The following is a 20,518-nucleotide window of genomic DNA, read 5'->3' on the forward strand; positions in this document are numbered from 1 at the left end:
CCCGCCGCGCTGGCTCAGCGGCCTTCGCGCAGGAAGCGCGCCATCGAAGAGACGCCCGGCAACGCCGGTTCGAATTGGCCGGCCACATCGATGAAGCCGCGCATGATGGCGATCTCGCGTGGGGTGCGGTTGAGCGCATCGCGGCGGTCGGCATCGGCGCCGGCCCGCAACAGGCGCTGCACCAGCAGCGGCAGGCCGTGCAGTGCAGCCAGATGCAGCGGGCCGAAGCCGCGCTGGTCGGCCACATCCAGCGAGACATCTTCGTCGAGCAGGCGTTCGACGCCGGCCAGCACCACCTGCTCGTCGCAGGAGGTACCCGGTTCGGCACGCGCGCCCAGCAACAGCAGCAACGGGCTGACCCGGCCACCGGCCAGGTAGTCCGGGTCGGCGCCGGCCAGCAGCAAGGTGTCCAGCAGAGCCAGCAGGCGGTTCTTGTCGCGCGCGGTAAAGCCGTACAACGCCGCGCAATGCAGCGGCGCCAGCCCCTGATTGTCGGTGGCGTGCACGTCGGCCGCGGCAGTGAGCAGGCGCGCCACGATGTCCGGCAGGCCCAGCGCGCAGGCCAGCATCAGCACGGTGACCCCGCCCGGCAGGCGGTGCTCGATCTGCGCACCGGCGTGCAGCAGTGCGGCCACGATCTCGGTCTGCCGCATGCTCACCGCCGCCGACAACGGCGTGGCGCCGCTATTGGCCGCGCGCTGCGGATCGGCGCCGCGGCCGAGCAGGTGCGTCACCACGCCAAGATGGCCACCACCGGCCGCACGCAGCAGCGCGGTGCAGCCTTGGGCGTCGACGGCGTCGACGGCGAGGCCGAGATCGATCAGGCGACGCACCGCATCGGTATCGCCGGTCATCGCAGCGGCCGGCACATCCGCTTCGCGCAGCGTGCGGCGCGGCAGCGACCAGATGCGCCAATCCAGCCAGTCGGCCAGATCGCGGCGGCCGATCGACAGCGCCACGCCCAGTGGGGTCTGCCCGTCGGCAGCGCGCGCTTCCGGCGAGGCGCCCTGCTTGACCAGCAGTTTCAGCGAGGCGTCGCGGCCCAGTGCGGTGGCCAGATGCAGGGCGGTCATGCCGTGGCTGTCGCGCGCCTCGCGGTCCACGCCATGTTCCAGCAACCAGTGCTGCAGACGCAGCCAGCCCAGCCGCACCGCCAGCGACAACGGCGGATCGCCGGCGGCCGACGGAGCGAAGGGGTCGGCGCCGCGTTCGAGCAGTTCCAGCGCGAACTGTTCCAGCCCGCGCGATGCCGCATCGTGCTGCACGCAGGCACTCAGCAGCCGGGTCAGGCCACCGGCGCCTGCCGGCGAGACGCCATGCCGCAGCAACGCCTGCAGCGCCGGTACCGCCTCCACGCCGCGCGAGAGCAGCGCAAACATCGGGACATCGCCGCAGGCGTCGCGCACTTCGGCGTCGGCGCCGTGGCGCAGCAGCCAGTCGACCGCCTCGGCGTTCAAGGCCAGATGCGCGTCGTGCAGCAGGCCGCCCAGTTCGTCCGGGGCGCATAGCCGCGCCAGCGCGACCAGGCCGTCGCGCTGCCCGAGCTGCAGGCCTTCGCGCAGCAGCACCAGCGGCGGGCGATCAGGCAGGACGGCAGCGCCAGGCGTGTCGCCCTGCGCGTCGCTGACCGCGGCCGGCAACGGGTAAGCGGGATCGAGCAGTTGCACGATCGCCCAACGTCCGGCCTCGGCGGCCACATCCACCGCGCGACGGCCATGCGCATCCACGCTGTCGGCAGGCACCTGCAGGTCCAGCAGGCGGCGGATCAGCGCCGGCGAGACGTTGTCGGCGGCGCAGGCCAGCATCAATGCGTTGCGGCCGTCGCCATCGATGGCCAGCACATCTGCCTTGCGCGCGACCAGGCGTTCGAGCACGGCGCTCCGTGCCTGGCGCGCGGCATCCAGCCACGGCGTACGGCCCAGCAGATCGCGTGCTTCCAGATTCGCCCCGGCCGACAACAGCGCCTCGACGATGTCGCCGTGGCCGGCCAGCGCGGCTTCGTGCAGCGCACTGCGACGCTGGCGGTCGCGCGCATCCACACGCGCCTTGTGCTTGAGCAGCAACTGCACGCCGGCCGGGTCGTCTTCTTCGGTACCGGCTGCCGCCAGCAGCACCGGGGCGCCGCCCTCCGGCTCCGACTGCGCGCCGCGCTCCAGCAGGAATTTGGCCAGCCGCCAGTTGCCGACCTGGCAGGCCATCGCCAACGGCGAATGGCCTTCGTTGTTGAGCGCGTCGAGCTCGGCGGCGGCATCGTGCAACAGCGCGGCCACGCCCGGGTCGGAACTGCGCACGGCGTGATGCAAGGGGGTGTTGCCGTCGTTGTCGCTGGCGCGCGGATCGGCGCCGTTGGCCAGCAAGGTCATCACCGCATCCGGGCGGCCGTGCCAGCTGTCGCGGGTGGCGGCCAGCAAGGGGGTCATGCCGCGATGCGGTTGATTGACGTCGACGCGGCGCACGATCAACTCACGCAGCAGGCGCAGATCCGGCAGTACGGCCGCCAGCGCCGGCAGGCTGCGTTGATCGCGCCATTCCGGCAGCGGCAGCGCCTGCGGGTCGGCACCGGCCTCGAGCAATTGCAGCGCGCGGTCCACCCGGCCACTGCGCGCGGCCTCGAAGAGTTCAGGCACCAGCTGATGCTGGGCCACCGGTTCCAGCGGGCGCGGTTCGGCGGCGGCTTCGGAAAAGAAATCGGCGGCCTGGCGCGTCTGTGGCACATCGCTGCGCATGGGTGCGGGGGTGCGTTGCAGCAGCAGATGGGCCACCGGCAACAGCACGCAGGCGGCCACCGCCAAGCCCCAACGCAGGCCGCCGGACAACCAACCCGGCCAGGCCAGCACCACGGCCAGGGTGCACATCGCCAGCACCAGTGCAGCCGCCAGCAGGCCGCGCCAGGCATGCAATTCCTGCGCAGCCAGCGCCTGCCAGCGTGGCGCCAGCGCACCACCGTCGCGTTCCACCTCGCCCCACAACGGCCAGGTCCGCCACAGCCCCAGCAAGGCTGCGCTGACTGCCACGCTCAGCGCCAGCGCGGCAGCCAGGCTGCCGCTGTCGCGCAGGGCGGTCAGCGGCCAGCTGATCAGCGCCGCCAGTGCCAGCAGACCCACGCCCCAGATTGCCAGCAACGGCGGCAGCGCCTGCGCGATCGCGCGCGGCTGGCCCGGCACTGCGCGCGTCCCACGCGCCCACGACACTGCCAGCGCGAACGCCGGCTGCGCCAGCCACAGGCTCAGCGCAGCAACCGCACCGCCAATGCCACCGAGCAGGCAGAGCACCACGCCAGCCGCACCGGCCAGCGCTGCGGCGCGCATCCGTGCGCCACGCACAGGTTCAGTCATAGTCGCACTCGCCTGCGAGCACGATGGTTTTGGGCAATTGCAGATAGAAGCCGTGCTTGCCCAGCGCCTCGCGCACCGTGGCCGCATCGGCCTGCGCCAGCCGGCGCTCGGGTGTCAACGCCACATCCAGCACGAACGTAAACGGCGCCAGCTGCGCCTGCACGGCAGCAGGAAGACCGGAGAAATCGTCGCGTGTGGCGAGATAGACGAAGGTGTCCTGCTTGCGTTGGCTTTTATAGACGTAGGCGTGCATGCGCGCGTGGTCGCGCTCGGAAGAGAGATGTGTCGCGTCGATTGTGTCGCAATTGCGGCGACGGCGAAAGCGCGGCCTGTGCGAAAAATCCCAGCCGCGTCAGCGACATGACTGTGACGTTCAGTTGCGCCGTCCACGGGACCCACGCGCGCCATCGATATACTGGCCGCACTTTTTGCCAGCCAGACCATCGTGAGCCAAGCGCAGCATTCGTCCCAGATGGCCCCGGTTGCCGTCACCGCGTTCACTTCCACCACCGCGCTCGGCGCCGGGCTCGCCGCCCAGGCCGCCGCGTTGACCGCTCGCCGCAGCGGCCTGCGTCGCAACGATTTCGGCCCGCAACCGCTGCTGCCCTGCTGGGTTGGCCGCGTCGATGGCGTTGAAGACGTTGTACTGCCCGATTCTCTGCAAGAGTGGGATTGCCGCAACAACCGCCTGGCCTGGCTGGCCCTGCAGCAGGACGGGATGGCGCAGGCCGTGCAGGCCGCTGCGCAACGTTGCGGCGCCGAGCGCGTGGCGGTGATCATCGGCACCTCCACGTCCAGCATCGGCGCCAGCGAAGAAGCGTATACGCGGCTGGTCGACGACGCCGACGGTGCGCGCTTTCCCGAGGATCTGAATCGCCCGATCGTGCACACCCCGCATTCGCTGGGCGATTTCGTGCAGCACGCCACCGGCCTGCGTGGCCCGTGCGTCACCGTGGCCACGGCCTGTTCGTCCAGCGCCAAGGTGTTCGCCCAGGCGGCGCGGCTGATGGATGCCGGCGTGATCGATGCGGCGCTGGTCGGCGGCGTGGACACCTTGTGCGGCAGCGTGCTGTTCGGCTTCAACTCGCTGCAGGTGGTGGCGCCGGAGATGTGCCAGCCGTTCGATGCACGCCGGGTCGGCCTGAGCCTGGGCGAGGCCGGCGGCTTTGCGCTGCTCGAACGCCCGGCCGCCGCACCGGATGCCACGCTCTGGCTGTACGGCTACGGCGAATCCAGCGACGCGCACCATATGTCGGCCCCGCATCCGCAAGGGCTGGGCGCGCAGCTGGCGATGCGCGGTGCGCTCGACCGCGCCGGTCTGGAGCCAGCCGCGGTGGGCTATCTGAATCTGCACGGCACCGCCACGCCGGCCAACGACAGCGTGGAAGCCGCCGCAGTGGCAGCGATCTTCCCCGGCACCTTGCACGCCAGTTCGACCAAGGCCTGGACCGGCCACACCCTGGGTGCGGCGGGCATCGTCGAATCGGTGATCGCACTGCTCGCGCTGCGCGACGACGTGCTGCCCGGCACGCTCAACAGCGATATCCCCGACCCGGCCTGTGGCCCGCAAATCCGCTTCGACAACGCCCATGCCCGCATCGACTACGCCATGAACAACTCTTTCGGTTTTGGCGGCAACAACTGTTCGCTGCTGTTCGGGCGGGCCCGCTGATGCTGGCCGCGACCATCGAAGGGATCGGCTTCTGGACCCAGGGTCTGCCCAACTGGGACGCTGCCAGCGCCTTCGCACGCGGCGGCGCGCTGCAGGACACCCCCGCCCGCCCGGCGCCGCAGCTGCTGGCCGCCAACGAGCGCCGCCGCGCGCCGGACACGGTGGCCGTGTCGCTGGAAGCTGCGCTGGCCGCCTGTGGCGCCGCCGGCCGCGATCCGGCCAGCCTGCCGTCGATCTTTACCTCTACTTACGGCGATCTGGCCATCTCCGACTATATGTGCACCACGCTGGCCAGCGACCCGTTGGCGATTTCGCCAACGAAGTTCCACAACTCGGTACACAACGCCGCAGCCGGCTACTGGACCATCGGCGCCGGCGCGATGACCCCGGCCACGGCGATGAGCGCCAGCCTGGGTAGCTTCGCGCAGGGCCTGCTGGAAGCGCTGGTGCAGCGCGCTGCCGGCGCGCAGGCCGTGCTGCTGGCCAGCTACGACGCCCGTTCGGTCGGGCCGCTAGGGCGCGTCGCCCCCAGCCTGGGGCTGCTGGGTAGCGCATTGGTGCTGGGCACGCCCGGCCAGGCCGGCAAGCCGCAGCTGCACGCACATCTGGACGACGGCGCTCCCTCGCCCGGCGATGGCGCGCTGTCGCGCCACATCGCCGGCAATGCAATGGCGCCGATGCTGCCGCTGCTGGACCTGTTGGCCGGCAATGGCGGCAGCGTGGCGCTGCATGCCGCACCGGGCCGGGTGCTGCGCGTGGAGGTCCGGCAATGAGCCGGCAACCGCTGAGCCGCGAAGACACCGCCATCCTGGTGCCAGCCTTGAACGAGGCGCTGCGCATCCGCGAAGTGGTCACCGACGCGCTGACCTATTGCTCTCACGTCATCGTGATCGACGACGGCTCCGACGACGGCACCGCCGAGTGCATCGCCGGCATGCCGGTGACGCTGATCCGTCACCCGCAGCGCATGGGCAAGGGCGCGGCACTGCGCAGTGGCTTTGCGCAAGCACAGCGTCTTGGCATGCGCGCGGTGATGACCATGGACGGCGACGGCCAGCACAAGGCGGCCGATTTCCCGCGCCTGCTGGCCGCCGCCAACCGCCACCCGGGCTGCGTGATCATCGGTGCGCGCATGCGCAAGCGCGCCACCCAGCCCACCATCCGCCGCATCGGCAACGATTTCGGCGACTGGGGCATTGCCTGGGGGTGCGGCTTCCGCTTGATCGACAGCCAAAGCGGCCAACGGTTGTATCCGGCCTCGGTGTTCACCCTGCCCAACGTGCCCGGCGAGGGCTTCGTGTTCGAAGCGCAGCTGCTGATTTCGGCCGCGCGCCAGGCCGGCGCGCGCGTAGTCGCCGTGCCGATCGAAACCCGCTACGCCGGTACCTCGCCTGGCACCTTCCGCAAGAGCCATTTCCGGCTGGTTCGCGACCTGTGGAATATCACCTCGCACGTGGTCAAACAGGTGTGGGCATACGGCCATGTGTGGCGCGAATATCGCCGCGTGCGCGCCAACCCGGTGATCGTTGACGATCCCGATGGCGAATTTGCTACTGTCCCTGCGGTCACCAAGAGCAATCACTCCTCATGAATGCGCAGCGCGCCGATGTCGTGATCACCGGGGGTGGCCTGGCCGGCCTGAGCCTGGCCTTGCAACTGAAGCAGCGCGATCCGGAGCTTGCCATCACCGTGCTGGAACGGCGCGCGCATCCGGTCCGCGAAGCCGCGTTCAAGGTCGGCGAATCCACGGTGGAAATCGGCGCACATTATTTTGCCGACGTGCTGGGCCTGCGCGAGCATCTGGAGTCCGAGCAGATCCGCAAGTTCGGGTTTCGCTTCTTCTTCTCCGACCAACGCCACGACATCGACCGCTGCACCGAACTGGGCGTGAGCAAGATCCTGCCCACGCCGTCCTGGCAGATCGACCGCGGCCGCTTCGAAAATTTCCTGGGCGAGCGTGCGCGTGCGCAGGGCATCGCCTTCATCGACAGCTGCAGCGTCAAGGGCGTGGACCTGTCCGAAGACGACACCGACCACGCCGTGCGCTTCGAACGCGATGGCACGCCGGGCACGCTGGGTGCGCGCTGGGTGGTGGATGCCAGCGGACGCGCCGGCCTGCTCAAGCGCAAGCTCGGCCTGGCGCAGGACAACGCGCACAACGCCAATGCCGTGTGGTGGCGTGTGGAAGGCCTGATCGACCCCAACGGCTGGTCGCAGGACAGCAGCTGGCTGCAACGCTGCACGCCGCCGGACCGCTGGCGTTCGACCAATCACATGTGCGGGCCGGGCTACTGGTTCTGGCTGATTCCACTGTCCTCGGGTGCGCATTCGCTGGGCATCGTCTGCGATGCGGACCAGCATCCGCTGGAGAGCATGAACACCCACGAGAAGGCGATGACCTGGCTGCGCACGCATCAGCCGCAGGTGGCCGCCACGCTCGACCAGGCCGATTACCGGCTGCAGGACTTTCTGTTCCTGCGCAACTTCTCCTATGGCTGCAAGCAGGTGTTCTCGTCGCAGCGCTGGGCGCTGACCGGCGAGGCAGGCGTATTCCTGGACCCGTTCTATTCGCCCGGCAGCGACTTCATCGCCATCTCCAATACCTACATCTGCGAATTGATCGGCCGCGACCGCGCCGGCAAGTCGCTCAGCCCGTACGTGGAGCTGTACCAGCAGCTGTATTTCTCGTTCTACGAAAACACGCTGACGCTGTATCAGGATCAGTACGCGCTGTTCGGCGACGAGCAGGTCATGCCGGTCAAGGTGATCTGGGATTACACCTATTATTGGTCGTTGCTGGCGCCGCTGTTCTGCAGCGGGCGCATCGCCCATCTCAGTCTGCTCTCGCGCATGAAGAACGACTTCCTGCACGCGCGCGACATGAACCTGGCAATGCAGCAGGTGCTGCATGCATGGGGCGTGCGCAATGCCGCCCAGGGCATCGCGGCCGGCAGCGGACGGCTGCTGGACCAATACCTGATCGGCTGGTTCAACGAACTCAATGGCGCCTTGAACGACACGCTCGACGATGATGCGTTTGTCGCACGCATCCACGGCAATGTCGCGCAGATGGCGGTACTGGCGCGCGAGATCCTGCAACAGGCACGTCAACGCTACCCGGACCTGCCCGACTACGGCCTGGAGTCGTTGACTGCCGGCGCCAACGGCGAGGCGATTCTTACCGCAACCTGGTACGCCGACGCGGCGTGAGGCCTACAGAATTAGGTGTGCGCCATGAAACTTACCTTTTTCGCTATATCGATTGCGCTTAGCACACCGACTTATGCTGCGGAGATTGCCTCATGCTCAAATCCCGCAGGGAAAGGCTACTACGCCGAAACAGGCATCATCACGGCAAAAGACAGCGGCTGGAACGATGAAAGGATCACTGGCGGTCTGACCAAACTCTCAAGACAGGGTGATGATTACGACCTGATCTATGTAGATGTTCGCAAGGAAATAGTGTCAGCTCGCGAGGAAGGAGCACAGGTAATGCTTCTAAGCCGGGGCATCAGTTCGTTATCCATTCTGGTTGTTTATCCTGGGAAGACTGCCGAGGTTTACACTTTTCTCAAGACATCCTCAGGAAAGCTGGAATACATCCACACGTTCAGTCGCGCTGGTGATGAGGTTCTCATCACCAAGGCATCCGTGATGCGCGGAGAATGCCGCTACATCAACTTCGATGCGATTTAGAGCGGCTACCAAAACGTAGCGAGCAGTCATCAGGTGGGTGTGGACGGCGCACTCAGAACCACAGTGTCCGAGTGGTACATGCCGATACCGAGCACCGACCGCGCCCTGGCGGTGAGCGCAGTCGTATCGGTAGCCGCCCTCAGCCCATCCCACCATTGACGCCGATCACCTGGCCATTGATGTAGCCGGCCGCGTCCGAGCACAGAAAGGCGACCAGCGCGGCCACTTCATCGGGTTTGCCGACGCGGCCGGCGGGCACCAACTGCTTGATCGCCTCCGGCGCAAAACTGTCGCCGACCATGTCGCTTTCGATCACGCCGGGCGCGACCACATTCACCGCGATGCCGCGGCTGGCCATTTCGCGCGAGAGCGACTTGCTGGCACCATGCAAGGCGGCCTTGGCGGCGGCGTAGTTGGTCTGCCCGCGATTACCCAGCACGGCCGCCACCGACGACACGCTGACGACGCGGCCCCAACGCGTGCGCGCCATCGGCAGCAGCAACGGCTGGGTGACATTGAAAAAACCGTGCAGCGACACGTCGATGACGCGATGCCACTGCTCGACATTCATGCCTGCCATCGGCGCGTCGTCGTGGATGCCCGCGTTGTTGACCACGATCTGGATCGGGCCAGCTTCCAGCAAGCTCTCCAGCGCCGCCGAACTTGCCTGCGCGTCGGCCACATCGAAGGCCACTGCCTGTGCGCTCCCGCCATCGGCCACGATCGCGGCAACCACCTCGTCGGCACGCGCCAGGTTGCCGTTGGCGTGCACGATCACATGCCGGCCCTGCGCAGCCAGGTGGCGGCAGATCGCACCGCCAAGATCGCCGCTGCCGCCGGTAACGAGTGCGCGTCGTGCAGATGAGTTCATAAGCCACGAACCATATGAGCAGAGAAGGAGCGTTATCGTAGATCAAGCTGCCCGCTGAAGGACGGACTCTTGGTACTTCTCGCGTATTTGCCTGACCATGCCGCAAATCCGACCGCTGCCGCTTGAGCGCTTTCGAATCCGACTGGTAGCTTTCGAACACGGGCAGCGATGAACGACACGAGATGAGTGCAGCGAACTTGGCGGGCCTTGGCAAGCAAGGCGAGGACGCGATGAATGCATGGCTGCAGCTGCATGGCTTCAGCTATGTGGCCATTTGCCAAGCGCCGGACACCTTCGCGCCATTATTCGGCACAGCGGTCAAACGCCCGGATTTCCTGATGCTGTTGGAGTCGATCGGCTTGATCGCCATTGACGTCAAGAACTACGTCCAGTTCAAGCATGCCAACCAGGCCTGTTACAGCCTTCCGTACGAGAGCGAGCTCAAACGTGCGGTGGCGTTCGAACGGCTATTCCGCATTCCGGTCTGGTACGCCTACTTCAATCGTCAGGATGCCGGTCGGTCCTTCCATTGGATCAGCGCATTGAAGGCACTTGAAGTAGGCGAGATCAAGCCGGCGCGCGATGACAATCCGGAATTTCTCTCTATCGGGTTGGAGCATTTCGAACACGTACATAGCGGCGGCGATATCGCACGGCTGTATACGCACCGCCTGCCCAGCGTCGCCAACCTGAGCGCGCTGGTTGCAAGCAAGACACCCGCCGCCTCCTGAAGCTGATCTCAGGGCGCGCCCAGCATCACGGTGGCGCGTCCTTCGGCAAGCAATTGCGCGCCATGGGTCAGGCGAAAACTGTATTGCTGGCTGTCCTCGCCCTGCATCAACACCTGCGCCTGGCACTCGATCGCATCCGGCAAGGTATCCAGATACATCACGTGCACCTCCACGCTACGCAGCGCTACCAGCATGCCCGGGCGTACCGGCTTGCCGGATTTGCGGCCCAGCAACCCGCCATGCACGGCCATGGCCTGCGCGCCGTATTCGCACAGATGCAGGGCGCGCAAACGCCCGTTGCTACGCAACGGATGCGCATCGCTGCGATGCGCGTGACTGCGCAGCACAATGCGCTGCGCATCCCACTCGATCACTTCTTCCCACAGGCACATGCTGCCCTGGTGCGGAATCAGCGCAGCGATTGCGTCACGTCCCTGCATGCGGTTCTCCGTTCGCGGTGCGTTCCAGCGCCGGTTCGCGCGACACCAGCAAGGCCAGAATGAAATTGAACAACACGCCCAACGCCACTGTGCTGCCGATGGCACGCAAGACCGGGATGCTGGACACGGCCAACAGCGCAAATACCAGCAGCGTCATCAGGCTGCAGACGATCAACGCATGCAGCGTACGCAGTTGGTCGGCGTGATCGTCGCCGGCATGATCGAAGAACAGCGCGTAATCCAGGCCCAGACCGGCGGCCAGGATCAGCGCGATCAGATGGAACAGATTGAGTTCCACCCCGGTGCCGCGCAGGATCGCCAGGATCAGCACCGTCGTCAGCGCCATCGGCAGCAGTACGCGCACGATGCGGCGCGGGCTGCGCAGTGCGATCGCCACGGTCACTGCCAGCAACAAGGCAGCCAGGACCAGCGCACCGAGCACGCGTCCGCGGTAGGCGGCCACCAGCGATTCGGAGGCGTCCTTCAGATCCAGCAATTGCGCGCCGCTGCCTTGCACGGCGGCCGCCAACACCGCCGGATCGCGCAGGCCCGTCAACGACACCAGCGCGGTGCTGCGATCGCCACGGCCGAGCAGCAAGCCACCGACCGACGTGGCCAGCGGCGAGCCGCTCAGATCCTTCGGTAGCAGCGGTGCGGCGCGCTTGGCGGCGTCCAGATCCTGCAGGAACGGCGCAAACGCATCGCTGCGGAATGGCGTGGTGGCTACTGCGCGCTCGGTCAGCGCGCGCGCCTGCGCAGTATCGGGCAAGGCGGCCTGTCGCGCACGCTGGGTCTTGGCGCTGGGCAGATAGCGTGCCGCCATGTCGTAGCCGAGCAACGCACCAGCGCGCACCGGCGCATCCAGACGCGGGCGCAATTGCTCGCTGGCCTGCAGCGCCGCCTCATCGCTGGCTGCCGGCAGCGCCAGCACGTAACGCACGTCCGGCGCGCCCAGTTCCTGACGCAGATGGGTGTCCTGCGCCAATGCCTTGGGCGGCACGGGGGTTAGCTTCGACAGATCGTTTTGCCAGAACTGCCCCGGCGCGAACACGATCACCGCAATGCCGATCACGGCCATCGCCGCCAGGCTGATGCGTGGCCGCGGCAGGCGCGCAATGCCACGCCACAGCACCGCCAGCACGCGCGAGTCCGCGTAGTCGCGCGGGGCCGGATCGATCAGGGCCGGCAACAGCCAGCGCGTGGTGACCGCGGCGGTGGCAAGGCCGGCAATGGTGAACACCGCCAGCTGCCGCAAGCCGTCCACGCCGGAGAACAGGAAGGTCACGTAGGCAATGCAGGTGGAGACCACGCCGGTGGCCAACGTCGGCCACAGATGCCGTGCGTTCTCGCGCGGATCCAGACCGGGACGCTGATGACTGAACAGATGGATCGGGTAATCCTGCACTACACCGATCAGCGTGAAGCCGAATGCCACGGTGATGCCGTGCACGCCGTCGAACAGCAGCGCCACCGCACCCAGGCCGGCTAGACCGGCGCTGGCCAGCGGCAACACGCCAAGTACCGGAATCTTCCAGCTACGGTAGGCCACCAGCAGCAGCAGCACCAGGCCCACCGTATCGAGCGTGCCGATCCACTGCGCCTCGCCCTGCGTGCGCGCGGTGATTTCCACCGCGAATGCGCCCGGCCCGGTCAGCGTCAGCCGGGTGGCAGTGCCCTTGCTGACCTTCGCGAACGCCGCTTGCACGGCGTCATAGGCCAGCTGCTGGCCGGTGGGGTCGAAGCCTGCCGCGCGGGTCTGCACGATCAACAGCGCCGAGGTGCCTGCGCGATCGAACCACACGTCATTGCGCGTGCGCGGCATCGCTGCCGGCTGCAGGGTGTCGGCCAGATGCAGGATTTCCATCGTGGGGTCGCGCGGCAACAACGGCTCCACCATGGCCGCCGCCGGCGAGCCCAGATCCTGCACGCGCGCCTGCAACGCCGCTTCCAGCGTCCGCGCGTCGAGCGGGGTCTTGTCGAAGCTGTCGCTGAGCAGATAGCGGTACGGCAGCAAGCGCTCGGGAATCGCCTCCAACCCGGCATTGCCGCCATTGCCGACCAGTTCGAACAGCGCCGGCTGTGCGGACAGCGCTTGGTGCAGTTGCTGCGACTGCTCGGCCAAGGTGACCGGATCGTTGTTGGACAACGCCATCAGCAGCAGCCGCGATCCAGGGCCTTCGCCGAGTTCTTCGATCAGCAGTTTTTGCGCCGGCGTGCGCGGGGCGGGCATGAACTTGCGCAGGTCGCCGGTGACCTTGAGCGTCTCGCTCAACCAGAATCCGGCCACTGCCAGCAAGGCCAGCCACAACAGTGCCAGGCCGATGCGGCGGTTTGCGTTCAACTTAAGCGACATGGTGTACGTGTCCTGCTACAGCGGCCGAACGCCCGCTGGCCGCGCGCGCGGCATCGGGCTGCAACGACGCGTTGTTTTTCCTGAGGGCGGGCATGAACTTGCGCAGGTCGCCGGTGACCTTGAGCGTCTCGCTCAACCAGAATCCGGCCACTGCCAGCAAGGCCAGCCACAACAGTGCCAGGCCGATGCGGCGGTTTGCGTTCAACTTAAGCGACATGGTGTACGTGTCCTGCTACAGCGGCCGAACGCCCGCTGGCCGCGCGCGCGGCATCGGGCTGCAACGACGCGTTGTTTTTCCTGAGGGCGGGCATGAACTTGCGCAGGTCGCCGGTGACCTTGAGCGTCTCGCTCAACCAGAATCCGGCCACTGCCAGCAAGGCCAGCCACAACAGTGCCAGGCCGATGCGGCGGTTTGCGTTCAACTTAAGCGACATGGTGTACGTGTCCTGCTACAGCGGCCGAACGCCCGCCGGCCGCGCGCGCGGCATCGGTCGTTATTGGCAACGTGCGCGTTTCAGCTGCGAAGAGTGTGATGTGGTTAGAGACGACCGGCGCAACCATCCCGCGCGCGGTCACGCGCCCGAGCCGTGGCAAAGCGTGGTCAGCGCGGCGGCATCGGTCACGCCGGCGGCCGCGCGCGCTGCACCGGCCAGCAGGGTGCGCTGCAGGTCGCCCTTGGCAGGCACGCTTTCGATACACCGCAGTTCGTCGTTGCGTCCGTACAGGCGCAATTCGTGCACCTGCTTGGCCACGGCGGCGTCCTTGGGCTGCAGGGTCAGCTGCCAGGCCTGTGGCTGGCCCTGCCCACTGACGCGGTAGTGCTGCTCCAGCAGGGCGCGGTCGCCGGACAGCAACGCGCCGAATCCGGACTTCAAGCCGGCCAGCTCGGGCACGCGGCTCAACGAGAAACGGCGTGGCGATTTGCCTTCGCGTTCCAGCACGCCTTCGTCGCCGGTCAGCGTGGTGGTTTCGCGGTATGGCGCACTGACCTCGCGCACCAGCGTCTGCGCGTCCGGGCGACGGTAGTGGCCCTCCACGCGCAACGGCGTCTTCAGCAAGGCCGAGCCGCGCAATTCGACGAATTCGGTGCTGACCGGTGCGGGGCGCGCCAGGCGCTGCAGCACCTGCCCGACGTCCAGCGTCTCAGGCGGTGCGGCGCATAGCGGTGCGGCGCTGAACAGCAGTATCAGCATCCACGGCAGGGTGCGGCACATCGGCATGGTGGGTGTTCCAGAAATCGTAGAAGTTGAACCAGTTGTACGGCGCGTAGCAGGTGTAATGTTCCAGCCTGGCAGCGTAATCGCGCATGAGTACCGCCAGCACCGGGGCGCGCTGACGACGTGGCACGTCCAGGCCTTCGCTGAAGGTCTCGAACGCCAGCTCGTAGTGATTGCCGCCGTGATACAGGCCGAACGCCAGCACCACCGGCACCTTGAGCGCGGCGGCGATCAGCCACGGCGAGGTCGGGAACATCGCATTGCGGCCAAGGAACATCGCCGGCAGCGCCGGGTCGCCTTCGCGCGGGCGATCGATCAGCAGCGCCACCAGCGCACCGGCATCGGTGGCCTCCTTGATCGCCATGACGATCGAGGTCGCGTCCATGCCGGCGTCGATGATGTTGGCGGCCAGCTGCGGATTGAGCGCCCCCAGCAGGTCGGTCATGGCGCGGTTGTGCGCCTTGTCCAGCACCACCTTGACCTGCACGTCCGGGCGCTCGGTGGCCAGCACGCGCAGCGCATCGAAGCTGCCCAGGTGCGAGCCGAAGATCAGCACGCCGCGGCCGCGATCCATTTGCGCGTGCAGTTGATCCAGGCCGGCGATGTCCACGCGGAAGCGCTGCATCTGCCCGCACAGCATGTACACCCGGTCCAGGATGGTCGAGGCGAAGGTATGGATGTGCCGCGCCACATCGCGCAGCGTGGCCGGGCGGCCCAGCACCCGCGCCAGATAGGCACGCGAGGCGGCGCGCTCTGGGCCACGCACCAGCAGGAAGTACAGCGTGATCGGGTACAGCAGCGCACGCCCCACCGCACGCCCGGCGTGCCGTGCAATGCCGCGGATCAGCCACAACGCAAAGCGCCCGCCACCTTCCGGACGCTGTTTCCAATGCTTGCTCATGGCGCTGCCTCGGCCACCAGTTCGCCGCTGACCAGCAACGCCTCGGCGCGCTGCACGCGGAAGCGCCAGCGCGGGCCATCGCCTTCCAGCGTGACCGAGGCGGTCTGGCCGGGCAGCAACGGCTGCACGAATTTCACCTGCGGCAGGCGCATGGCCGCGCGCGGACCATGCAGGGCTTCCACTGCCTGCAGCACATGGTCGAGCACGACCACGCCAGGCACCACGGGACGGCCCGGGAAATGTCCGGGCAGGCAGGGATGATCATGCGGCACAACGAAATCCATAAGCGTGGAACTCAGATCCTGGGTTGAAGCATTGCAGCCACGGCCTTGTGTGCCTGCTCGGTCAATTGTTGGCGATCCGGCGCATCCGGCCCGGTCACCGCGATCGGCGCACCGATCCGCACGCGAATGATGCCCGGCCTCACCCTGAACAGGCCATCGACCGGCAAGACCTTGCCGCAGCCATCCAGCGCCACTGGAACCACCTGCACGCCAGCATCGATAGCGGCCTGCAGTAGTCCGGCCTTGAATGGCAATAATGCGCCGGTGCGGCTGCGCGTGCCTTCGGGAAACAGACACAACTGTTTGCCCTCGCGCAGCAGTGCAGCAGCCTGGCGCCGCACCAGCGCCCCTGCCCTGCGGCTGTCGCGGTCCAGAAACAGCATGCCGGCGGCATGCGCATACCAGTTCACGAACGGCACCTTGCGCATTTCCTGCTTGAGCAAGAAGCGCAGCGGCACCGGCAAGGCATGGAACAGCGCACAGATGTCGATGATCGACTGGTGGTTGCTCACGAACAGATAGTTCTTGGACCAATCCACCCGCTCGCGCCCTTCCACGATGACGGTGGCGCCCGCACCACGGAACAGCACCGGCGACCACATCCAGCTGCCCATGCGCAGCATTCGGTCGGCATCGCGCGTGATCGCCAGCAATACCAACGCGTAGACGATCCCGCCAGCGGTAAAGGCCAGCGTAAACGCCAATTGCAACAGGTTGAACCCAGCCCACGCCAGGCGCGGCGGCATCCTTGCCAACGGCATTTTTGTCTTGCCCCCGAAAATATGCACGTCCGTCGCTGCCCCAGGCCACGCACTCAGCGCAGCAGATCGCGCCAGAAATCCGGCCCGAGCCGCGCCATCTGACGCAAGAAGTCTGGCAGATTACGATAGGGGCGCTGTGGAAACCAGCGACCGCGCAATAGATATTCCGCAACGAAGAAGCCGCCAATCACCCCATAGGCGAGCAGGTTGGCGAACAACGAGGCGCGCGCGTCGCTGATCGGCAGCGGCGAGGCATGGCCCAGCTGCGCGAGCACGCCGCTGGGCTCGGCGCACAGACCCAGCACCAGATTGGCCAGGGTCAGGCCGCACAGCAGCACTGCCCAGGCCAGCGTGAGGCGGCGCGTGTAGCGGCGTTGTTCGGGCGTGATCGGCATGCCGGCCTGGCCGTACAGGCCTTCAACAATGCGCGTGATCAGCGGCGTGCGCCCGGCCCGCAGGCTGCGCCCGAAAAACCAGGCCACCCAACCGGTAAACACCACCGGCGGCGCCGCCAGCACCAACATCGCATACGGCGAATGCCACAGCGCGCCCAGCCCGGCAAGCAGCAGCAGCGCCAACGCCCAGGCCCAGGGCCGGCGCGCAACCATCGGTTCGATCAACACCATCAGCACCAGCAAACCACCGGCGATGACGGCCAATTCCGGGCGGTGACTGGCATTGGCCCAATGCGCCAGCGGCGAATACGCCACCGCCAGCAGAACGCCCAGCCCCAGCACCCACGCGGGTGCGTCGGGGGATGGCGCAGTTGGCAGATCAGACGGTCTTGTTGGCTTGGACATGCGCCGACAGTGCGCGCAGCGACGCGAAGATGCGACGGTTTTCGTCGTTGTCCGAGCGCAACTGGAAGCCGTAGCGCTTGCTGATCGCCAGCGCCAGTTCCAGTGCGTCGATCGAGTCCAGCCCCAGCCCGGTATTGAACAACGGCGCCTCCGGATCGATGTCGGCGGGCTGGACGTCTTCCAGGTTCAGACTTTCGACCAGGAGTTCGGCCAGTTCACGTTCGGCAGCGGTTTGCGAGGACATCCAGGATTTCCACAGGTCAGGGTCGGACAACAAGAGTGAGAACAAGCAAGAGCAGCGCGGGCGACCATCGGCAGGCATGGGCGTCGCGTCGGGCCGTAGTGTACGTTGCCGCCGCTGCCAATCCGAGCATCTGCCGCGCGGCTGGCCGGCGCCTGCCTGCTGCCGTCGTTCTTCACATATGGATCGGCGGGCCACAGCTGGCCGGGCCGCCGGTCAGGCTATCATGACTGCATGACGCTCGCCCGCCGCAGGTTCGTTCCAGGATGACTTCCACCGCTGTTCGCCTCACCCCGACCGCCATGCCGGCAGCCGGGCCGGCTCCCGGACCGGAGTGTCCGGATGTCCTGATCGTCGGCGGCGGCCCGGCTGGCTGCACCGCGGCCATCGCACTTGCCGAGCTCGGTTGGTCCGTGACCCTGCTCGAGAAGGCACAGCACCCGCGCTTTCATATCGGCGAATCCTTGCTGCCGATGAACATGCCGATTCTTGAACGCCTCGGCGTGCTGGAAGACGTGCGCGCCATCGGCGTGCTGAAGCGTGGGGCGGATTTTCCCAACGACAGCGGCGGCTACAACACATTCCGTTTTTCGCACGCGCTCGATGCCAAGGCCGATTTCGCCTTCCAGGTGCCGCGTGCGCAATTCGACCATGTGCTGTTCCAGCGTGCGCGTGCGGTGGGCGTGGATGCACGCGAGCAGGTCTGCGTGGAGCAGGTCGCCTTCGACGGCGAACACCCGGTGCTGCAGGCACGCACGGCAGATGGTGGCGTACAGCAGTTCCGCCCGCGCTATCTGCTCGATGCCAGCGGCCGCGACACCTTCCTGGGCAACCGCCTCAAGCTCAAACGCGCCAATGCAACGCATCAATCGGCCGCCTTGTTCAGCCATTTCCGCGGCGTGGCACGACGCCCGGGCGAGGATGCCGGCAACATCAGCATCTACCGGCATGCGCATGGCTGGATGTGGCTGATTCCGCTGCCGGAGGACATCATGAGCGTGGGTGCGGTCTGCTACCCGGACTACATGAAGACCCGCCAGGGCGACAGCGAGGGCTTCTTGATGCGCACGCTGGCGCTCAACGCCGAGCTCAGCGCGCGCATGCTCGGCGCCGAGCGCGTGGCGCCGGTGCATGCCACCGGTAACTACGCCTACGAATGCACGCGCATGGCCGGGCCGCGCTGGTTGATGCTGGGCGATGCCTACACCTTCGTCGACCCGATGTTTTCCTCTGGCGTGTTCCTGGCCATGCACGGCGCCGAACGTGGCGCGGCGATGGTGGATGCCGCACTGCGCGCACCGCAGTCGGAGGCGAAACTGCAGCGCGCCCTGCAGCGCGAACTTGCGCGCGGCGTGGATGAATTCAAGTGGTTCATCTACCGCTTCACCTCGCCCACCATGCGCGCCTTGTTCGCGCAGCCGCAAAACACCTGGCAGTTGGAGCAGGCGGTGGTGGCGATGCTGGCCGGCGATGTGTTCGACGCCCCCAAAGTCCGCATCCGCCTGCGCGCCTTTCGCGCACTGTACGCACTCACCGCCTTGTCGATGATGCCGCGCGCCTGGCAGTCGTGGCGCCATCGCCGGCGTCAGGCCAAGCTCGGCTTCGACGGCGACACCTTGCAACGCGACACGCAACAACGAGACGCTCCATGACCGCTTCCCAGGCCCAGACCACGCACGCCGTGCGCCACCCCCGGCTGCAGGTCGACTATGTCGACCAGACCGACCCTGCCGTGCTGCTGACCGACCCGCAGGTGCTGGCCGTGTTCGGCTTCGGCGATGCGGCGCCGCGCCTGCACGACCCGCGCTATCTGCGCGTGCCGCTGCAGCCGTACCAGGCCAGCGTGCTGGAAGTGTGGCGCACCGATGCGCCGGTGAGCAGCGGCCGCGATGGCAACATCGCCTGGTCCAGCGATGGGCACCTGCAGTTCGGCGTGATCGAGATCGACGAGCAGGATGTCGATATCGAAGAAGCCGCCGCCCGGGCGTATGCGGAAATCACCGCCTTCGTCAGCAACAGCCAGACGCCACGGTTGCTGCGGATCTGGAATTACCTCGACGCCATCACCCTGGGCAGCGGCGACCGCGAACGTTACCGGCAGTTCTGCGTGGGCCGTGCACGCGGGTTGGGCGCATTCGACACCGCGCAATTGCCGGCCGCCACCGCCGTGGGCCGTTGCGATGCCGAGCGCATCATCCAGATCTACTGGCTGGCCGCCGCCAATGCCGGCACGCCGCTGGAAAACCCGCGCCAGGTCAGTGCCTACCACTACCCGCGCCAGTACGGCCCGCAGTCACCGAGTTTCGCCCGTGCCATGCTGCCGCCGGCCGGCAGCGACATGCCGTTGCTGCTGTCAGGCACCGCTGCCGTGGTGGGCCACGCCTCGATGCACACCGGCCAATTGCTGGCGCAGCTGGAAGAAACCTTCGCCAACTTCGACGCCCTGCTCGGCGCCGCGCGCCAGCAGGCACCTGCGTTACCCGCGCAGTTCGGCGCCGGCACCCGCCTGAAGGTCTATGTGCGCGAGCGCGAGGACCTGCCCCGGGTTGCGCAGGCACTGGACGCCCGCTTCGGCGATGCGGTTCCGCGCCTGCTGCTGCACGCGGTGATCTGCCGCGATGAGCTGGCGGTGGAGATCGATGGGGTGCATGGGTGATGCCGCCTGCCGCGGAGGCCATCTGCGGCGATCGCTTGAGCAGCGCCAACGGATGGCGCGATGCGGGCTGACGTGACGCAGGCATTCCTGCGCTGTGCGCGTTCAACACCGCTTGTCGAAAGCGTTAGACAGCCGCTGACAAATGCCAGCACACCGCTGCTTCTAAGCTGGCCTCTCAGCATTGCGCGCAGAGGCCGACCATGTTGTTGCTTGCGATCGTATTGGCGGTGTCCGTTCCAGCCGGCCCCCAATTGCTTGTCGGCCAGTCATTCGAAACCTTCGCGACGCAAACCGACAGCCTGTGCCCTGGCAGGCACGCCAGATCGATCACGCCCGGCGATCTGGATTTTGCGCAAGAAACCTTTGAAGCGCAGTTGCGCCCACGCACCCGCACACGGCTGGAGGCGGCGAATACTGCGGCAACACGCTGCGCCGATCGCAATGGCCTGAGCTGCCAGGTGGAAGCAACGCTCGAAGCCCTGCAGCAAACGCGCTTGCTGGCACGTTTTTCGCGTTATGTCTGCAGCCATCCATCGCCAAGCTGATCCTGACAGACGCAG

Annotated in this window: 22 protein-coding genes and 1 other RNA gene; 9 read left to right on the forward strand and 14 right to left on the reverse strand. The window is 67.0% G+C overall.

Annotation, left to right across the window (positions count from 1 at the left end):
* Nucleotides 1-14 precede the first annotated feature (14 nt).
* Nucleotides 15-3,335 (reverse strand): ankyrin repeat domain-containing protein, encoded by a 3,321-nt coding sequence (locus AMD14_RS20880; RefSeq protein WP_015471441.1) that lies wholly within the window; start codon nucleotides 3,333-3,335, stop codon nucleotides 15-17.
* Nucleotides 3,328-3,588 carry a YcgL domain-containing protein gene (locus AMD14_RS20885; RefSeq protein ID WP_003487326.1) on the reverse strand — a complete coding sequence of 87 codons (261 nt, stop codon included), beginning with the start codon at nucleotides 3,586-3,588 and terminating at the stop codon, nucleotides 3,328-3,330. Before AMD14_RS20885 ends, AMD14_RS20880 begins: the two co-directional genes overlap by 8 nt.
* A 219-nt stretch (nucleotides 3,589-3,807) precedes the next feature.
* Between AMD14_RS20885 and AMD14_RS20890 the strand changes: the two genes are divergently transcribed.
* From AMD14_RS20890 to AMD14_RS20910, 5 genes are read left to right on the forward strand one after another with little or no spacing between them, the layout of a single operon-like run.
* Nucleotides 3,808-5,007, forward strand: a complete 1,200-nt coding sequence (locus AMD14_RS20890) for a beta-ketoacyl-[acyl-carrier-protein] synthase family protein (RefSeq protein ID WP_003487327.1) — start codon at nucleotides 3,808-3,810, stop codon at nucleotides 5,005-5,007.
* Nucleotides 5,007-5,780, forward strand: coding sequence for a beta-ketoacyl synthase chain length factor (locus AMD14_RS20895; RefSeq protein WP_011052722.1), 774 nt, complete (start codon nucleotides 5,007-5,009; stop codon nucleotides 5,778-5,780). The genes AMD14_RS20890 and AMD14_RS20895 overlap by 1 nt, the downstream gene beginning before the upstream one ends.
* Complete coding sequence (locus AMD14_RS20900) at nucleotides 5,777-6,598, forward strand: glycosyltransferase family 2 protein (protein ID WP_003487328.1); 822 nt, start codon at nucleotides 5,777-5,779, stop codon at nucleotides 6,596-6,598. Before AMD14_RS20895 ends, AMD14_RS20900 begins: the two co-directional genes overlap by 4 nt.
* Entirely contained in the window at nucleotides 6,595-8,217 is a 1,623-nt protein-coding gene (locus AMD14_RS20905) for an NAD(P)/FAD-dependent oxidoreductase (protein WP_011052723.1), read from the forward strand. The genes AMD14_RS20900 and AMD14_RS20905 overlap by 4 nt, the downstream gene beginning before the upstream one ends.
* A gap of 24 nt (nucleotides 8,218-8,241) precedes the next feature.
* Nucleotides 8,242-8,703, forward strand: a complete 462-nt coding sequence (locus AMD14_RS20910) for a hypothetical protein (RefSeq protein WP_015463721.1) — start codon at nucleotides 8,242-8,244, stop codon at nucleotides 8,701-8,703.
* A gap of 3 nt (nucleotides 8,704-8,706) precedes the next feature.
* On the opposite strand, the gene AMD14_RS24265 is transcribed toward AMD14_RS20910, so the two are convergent.
* Both AMD14_RS24265 and fabG read right to left on the reverse strand, forming a co-directional pair.
* Nucleotides 8,707-8,783, reverse strand: a non-coding RNA gene (locus AMD14_RS24265) — sX9 sRNA.
* Between the two features lie 59 nt (nucleotides 8,784-8,842).
* Nucleotides 8,843-9,574: a 3-oxoacyl-ACP reductase FabG gene (fabG, locus tag AMD14_RS20915; protein WP_005923273.1), complete on the reverse strand. Its 732-nt coding sequence runs from the start codon at nucleotides 9,572-9,574 to the stop codon at nucleotides 8,843-8,845.
* Nucleotides 9,575-9,756: 182 nt separating this feature from the next.
* On the opposite strand from fabG, the gene AMD14_RS20920 reads away from it, so the two are divergent.
* Nucleotides 9,757-10,305, forward strand: coding sequence for a hypothetical protein (locus AMD14_RS20920; protein WP_005914794.1), 549 nt, complete (start codon nucleotides 9,757-9,759; stop codon nucleotides 10,303-10,305).
* 8 nt (nucleotides 10,306-10,313) lie between these two features.
* Here AMD14_RS20920 and AMD14_RS20925 read toward each other — a convergent pair whose 3' ends face one another.
* The 10 genes from AMD14_RS20925 to xanC all read right to left on the reverse strand — a co-directional run bounded on the left by AMD14_RS20925 (nucleotide 10,314) and on the right by xanC (nucleotide 17,305).
* The gene (locus AMD14_RS20925) at nucleotides 10,314-10,745 is read right to left on the reverse strand and encodes a hotdog family protein (RefSeq protein WP_005914792.1); all 432 of its coding nucleotides are present in this window, start codon (nucleotides 10,743-10,745) and stop codon (nucleotides 10,314-10,316) included.
* Entirely contained in the window at nucleotides 10,732-13,098 is a 2,367-nt protein-coding gene (locus AMD14_RS20930) for an MMPL family transporter (protein WP_011052725.1), read from the reverse strand. Before AMD14_RS20930 ends, AMD14_RS20925 begins: the two co-directional genes overlap by 14 nt.
* Nucleotides 13,088-13,315 (reverse strand): hypothetical protein, encoded by a 228-nt coding sequence (locus AMD14_RS20935; RefSeq protein ID WP_011052726.1) that lies wholly within the window; start codon nucleotides 13,313-13,315, stop codon nucleotides 13,088-13,090. Before AMD14_RS20935 ends, AMD14_RS20930 begins: the two co-directional genes overlap by 11 nt.
* A complete protein-coding gene (locus tag AMD14_RS20940; protein WP_011052726.1) occupies nucleotides 13,305-13,532 on the reverse strand; it encodes a hypothetical protein in 228 nt (75 codons plus the stop codon). Before AMD14_RS20940 ends, AMD14_RS20935 begins: the two co-directional genes overlap by 11 nt.
* A 138-nt stretch (nucleotides 13,533-13,670) precedes the next feature.
* Nucleotides 13,671-14,318 carry a LolA-related protein gene (locus AMD14_RS20945; protein ID WP_005914789.1) on the reverse strand — a complete coding sequence of 216 codons (648 nt, stop codon included), beginning with the start codon at nucleotides 14,316-14,318 and terminating at the stop codon, nucleotides 13,671-13,673.
* Nucleotides 14,242-15,216 (reverse strand): lysophospholipid acyltransferase family protein, encoded by a 975-nt coding sequence (locus tag AMD14_RS20950; RefSeq protein WP_011052727.1) that lies wholly within the window; start codon nucleotides 15,214-15,216, stop codon nucleotides 14,242-14,244. Before AMD14_RS20950 ends, AMD14_RS20945 begins: the two co-directional genes overlap by 77 nt.
* Nucleotides 15,213-15,500, reverse strand: a complete 288-nt coding sequence (locus AMD14_RS20955) for an ApeI family dehydratase (RefSeq protein WP_005914787.1) — start codon at nucleotides 15,498-15,500, stop codon at nucleotides 15,213-15,215. Before AMD14_RS20955 ends, AMD14_RS20950 begins: the two co-directional genes overlap by 4 nt.
* A gap of 11 nt (nucleotides 15,501-15,511) precedes the next feature.
* Nucleotides 15,512-16,261 carry a lysophospholipid acyltransferase family protein gene (locus AMD14_RS20960; protein ID WP_011052728.1) on the reverse strand — a complete coding sequence of 250 codons (750 nt, stop codon included), beginning with the start codon at nucleotides 16,259-16,261 and terminating at the stop codon, nucleotides 15,512-15,514.
* Between the two features lie 53 nt (nucleotides 16,262-16,314).
* Nucleotides 16,315-16,998 carry a COG4648 family protein gene (locus AMD14_RS20965; RefSeq protein ID WP_003487404.1) on the reverse strand — a complete coding sequence of 228 codons (684 nt, stop codon included), beginning with the start codon at nucleotides 16,996-16,998 and terminating at the stop codon, nucleotides 16,315-16,317.
* 37 nt (nucleotides 16,999-17,035) lie between these two features.
* A complete protein-coding gene (xanC, locus tag AMD14_RS20970; protein ID WP_005914783.1) occupies nucleotides 17,036-17,305 on the reverse strand; it encodes a xanthomonadin biosynthesis acyl carrier protein XanC in 270 nt (89 codons plus the stop codon).
* Nucleotides 17,306-17,604: 299 nt separating this feature from the next.
* On the opposite strand from xanC, the gene AMD14_RS20975 reads away from it, so the two are divergent.
* From AMD14_RS20975 to AMD14_RS20985, 3 genes are all read left to right on the forward strand, one after another.
* Nucleotides 17,605-18,954, forward strand: a complete 1,350-nt coding sequence (locus tag AMD14_RS20975; protein ID WP_011052730.1) for an NAD(P)/FAD-dependent oxidoreductase — start codon at nucleotides 17,605-17,607, stop codon at nucleotides 18,952-18,954.
* Entirely contained in the window at nucleotides 18,951-19,958 is a 1,008-nt protein-coding gene (locus AMD14_RS20980; RefSeq protein WP_005926462.1) for a chorismate transformation FkbO/Hyg5 family protein, read from the forward strand. The genes AMD14_RS20975 and AMD14_RS20980 overlap by 4 nt, the downstream gene beginning before the upstream one ends.
* A 200-nt stretch (nucleotides 19,959-20,158) precedes the next feature.
* A complete protein-coding gene (locus tag AMD14_RS20985) occupies nucleotides 20,159-20,503 on the forward strand; it encodes a hypothetical protein (RefSeq protein WP_015463722.1) in 345 nt (114 codons plus the stop codon).
* The last annotated feature ends 15 nt before the right edge of the window (nucleotides 20,504-20,518 follow it).

It is taken from the genome of Xanthomonas citri pv. citri, assembly GCF_000961215.1.
Lineage (GTDB): Bacteria > Pseudomonadota > Gammaproteobacteria > Xanthomonadales > Xanthomonadaceae > Xanthomonas > Xanthomonas cissicola.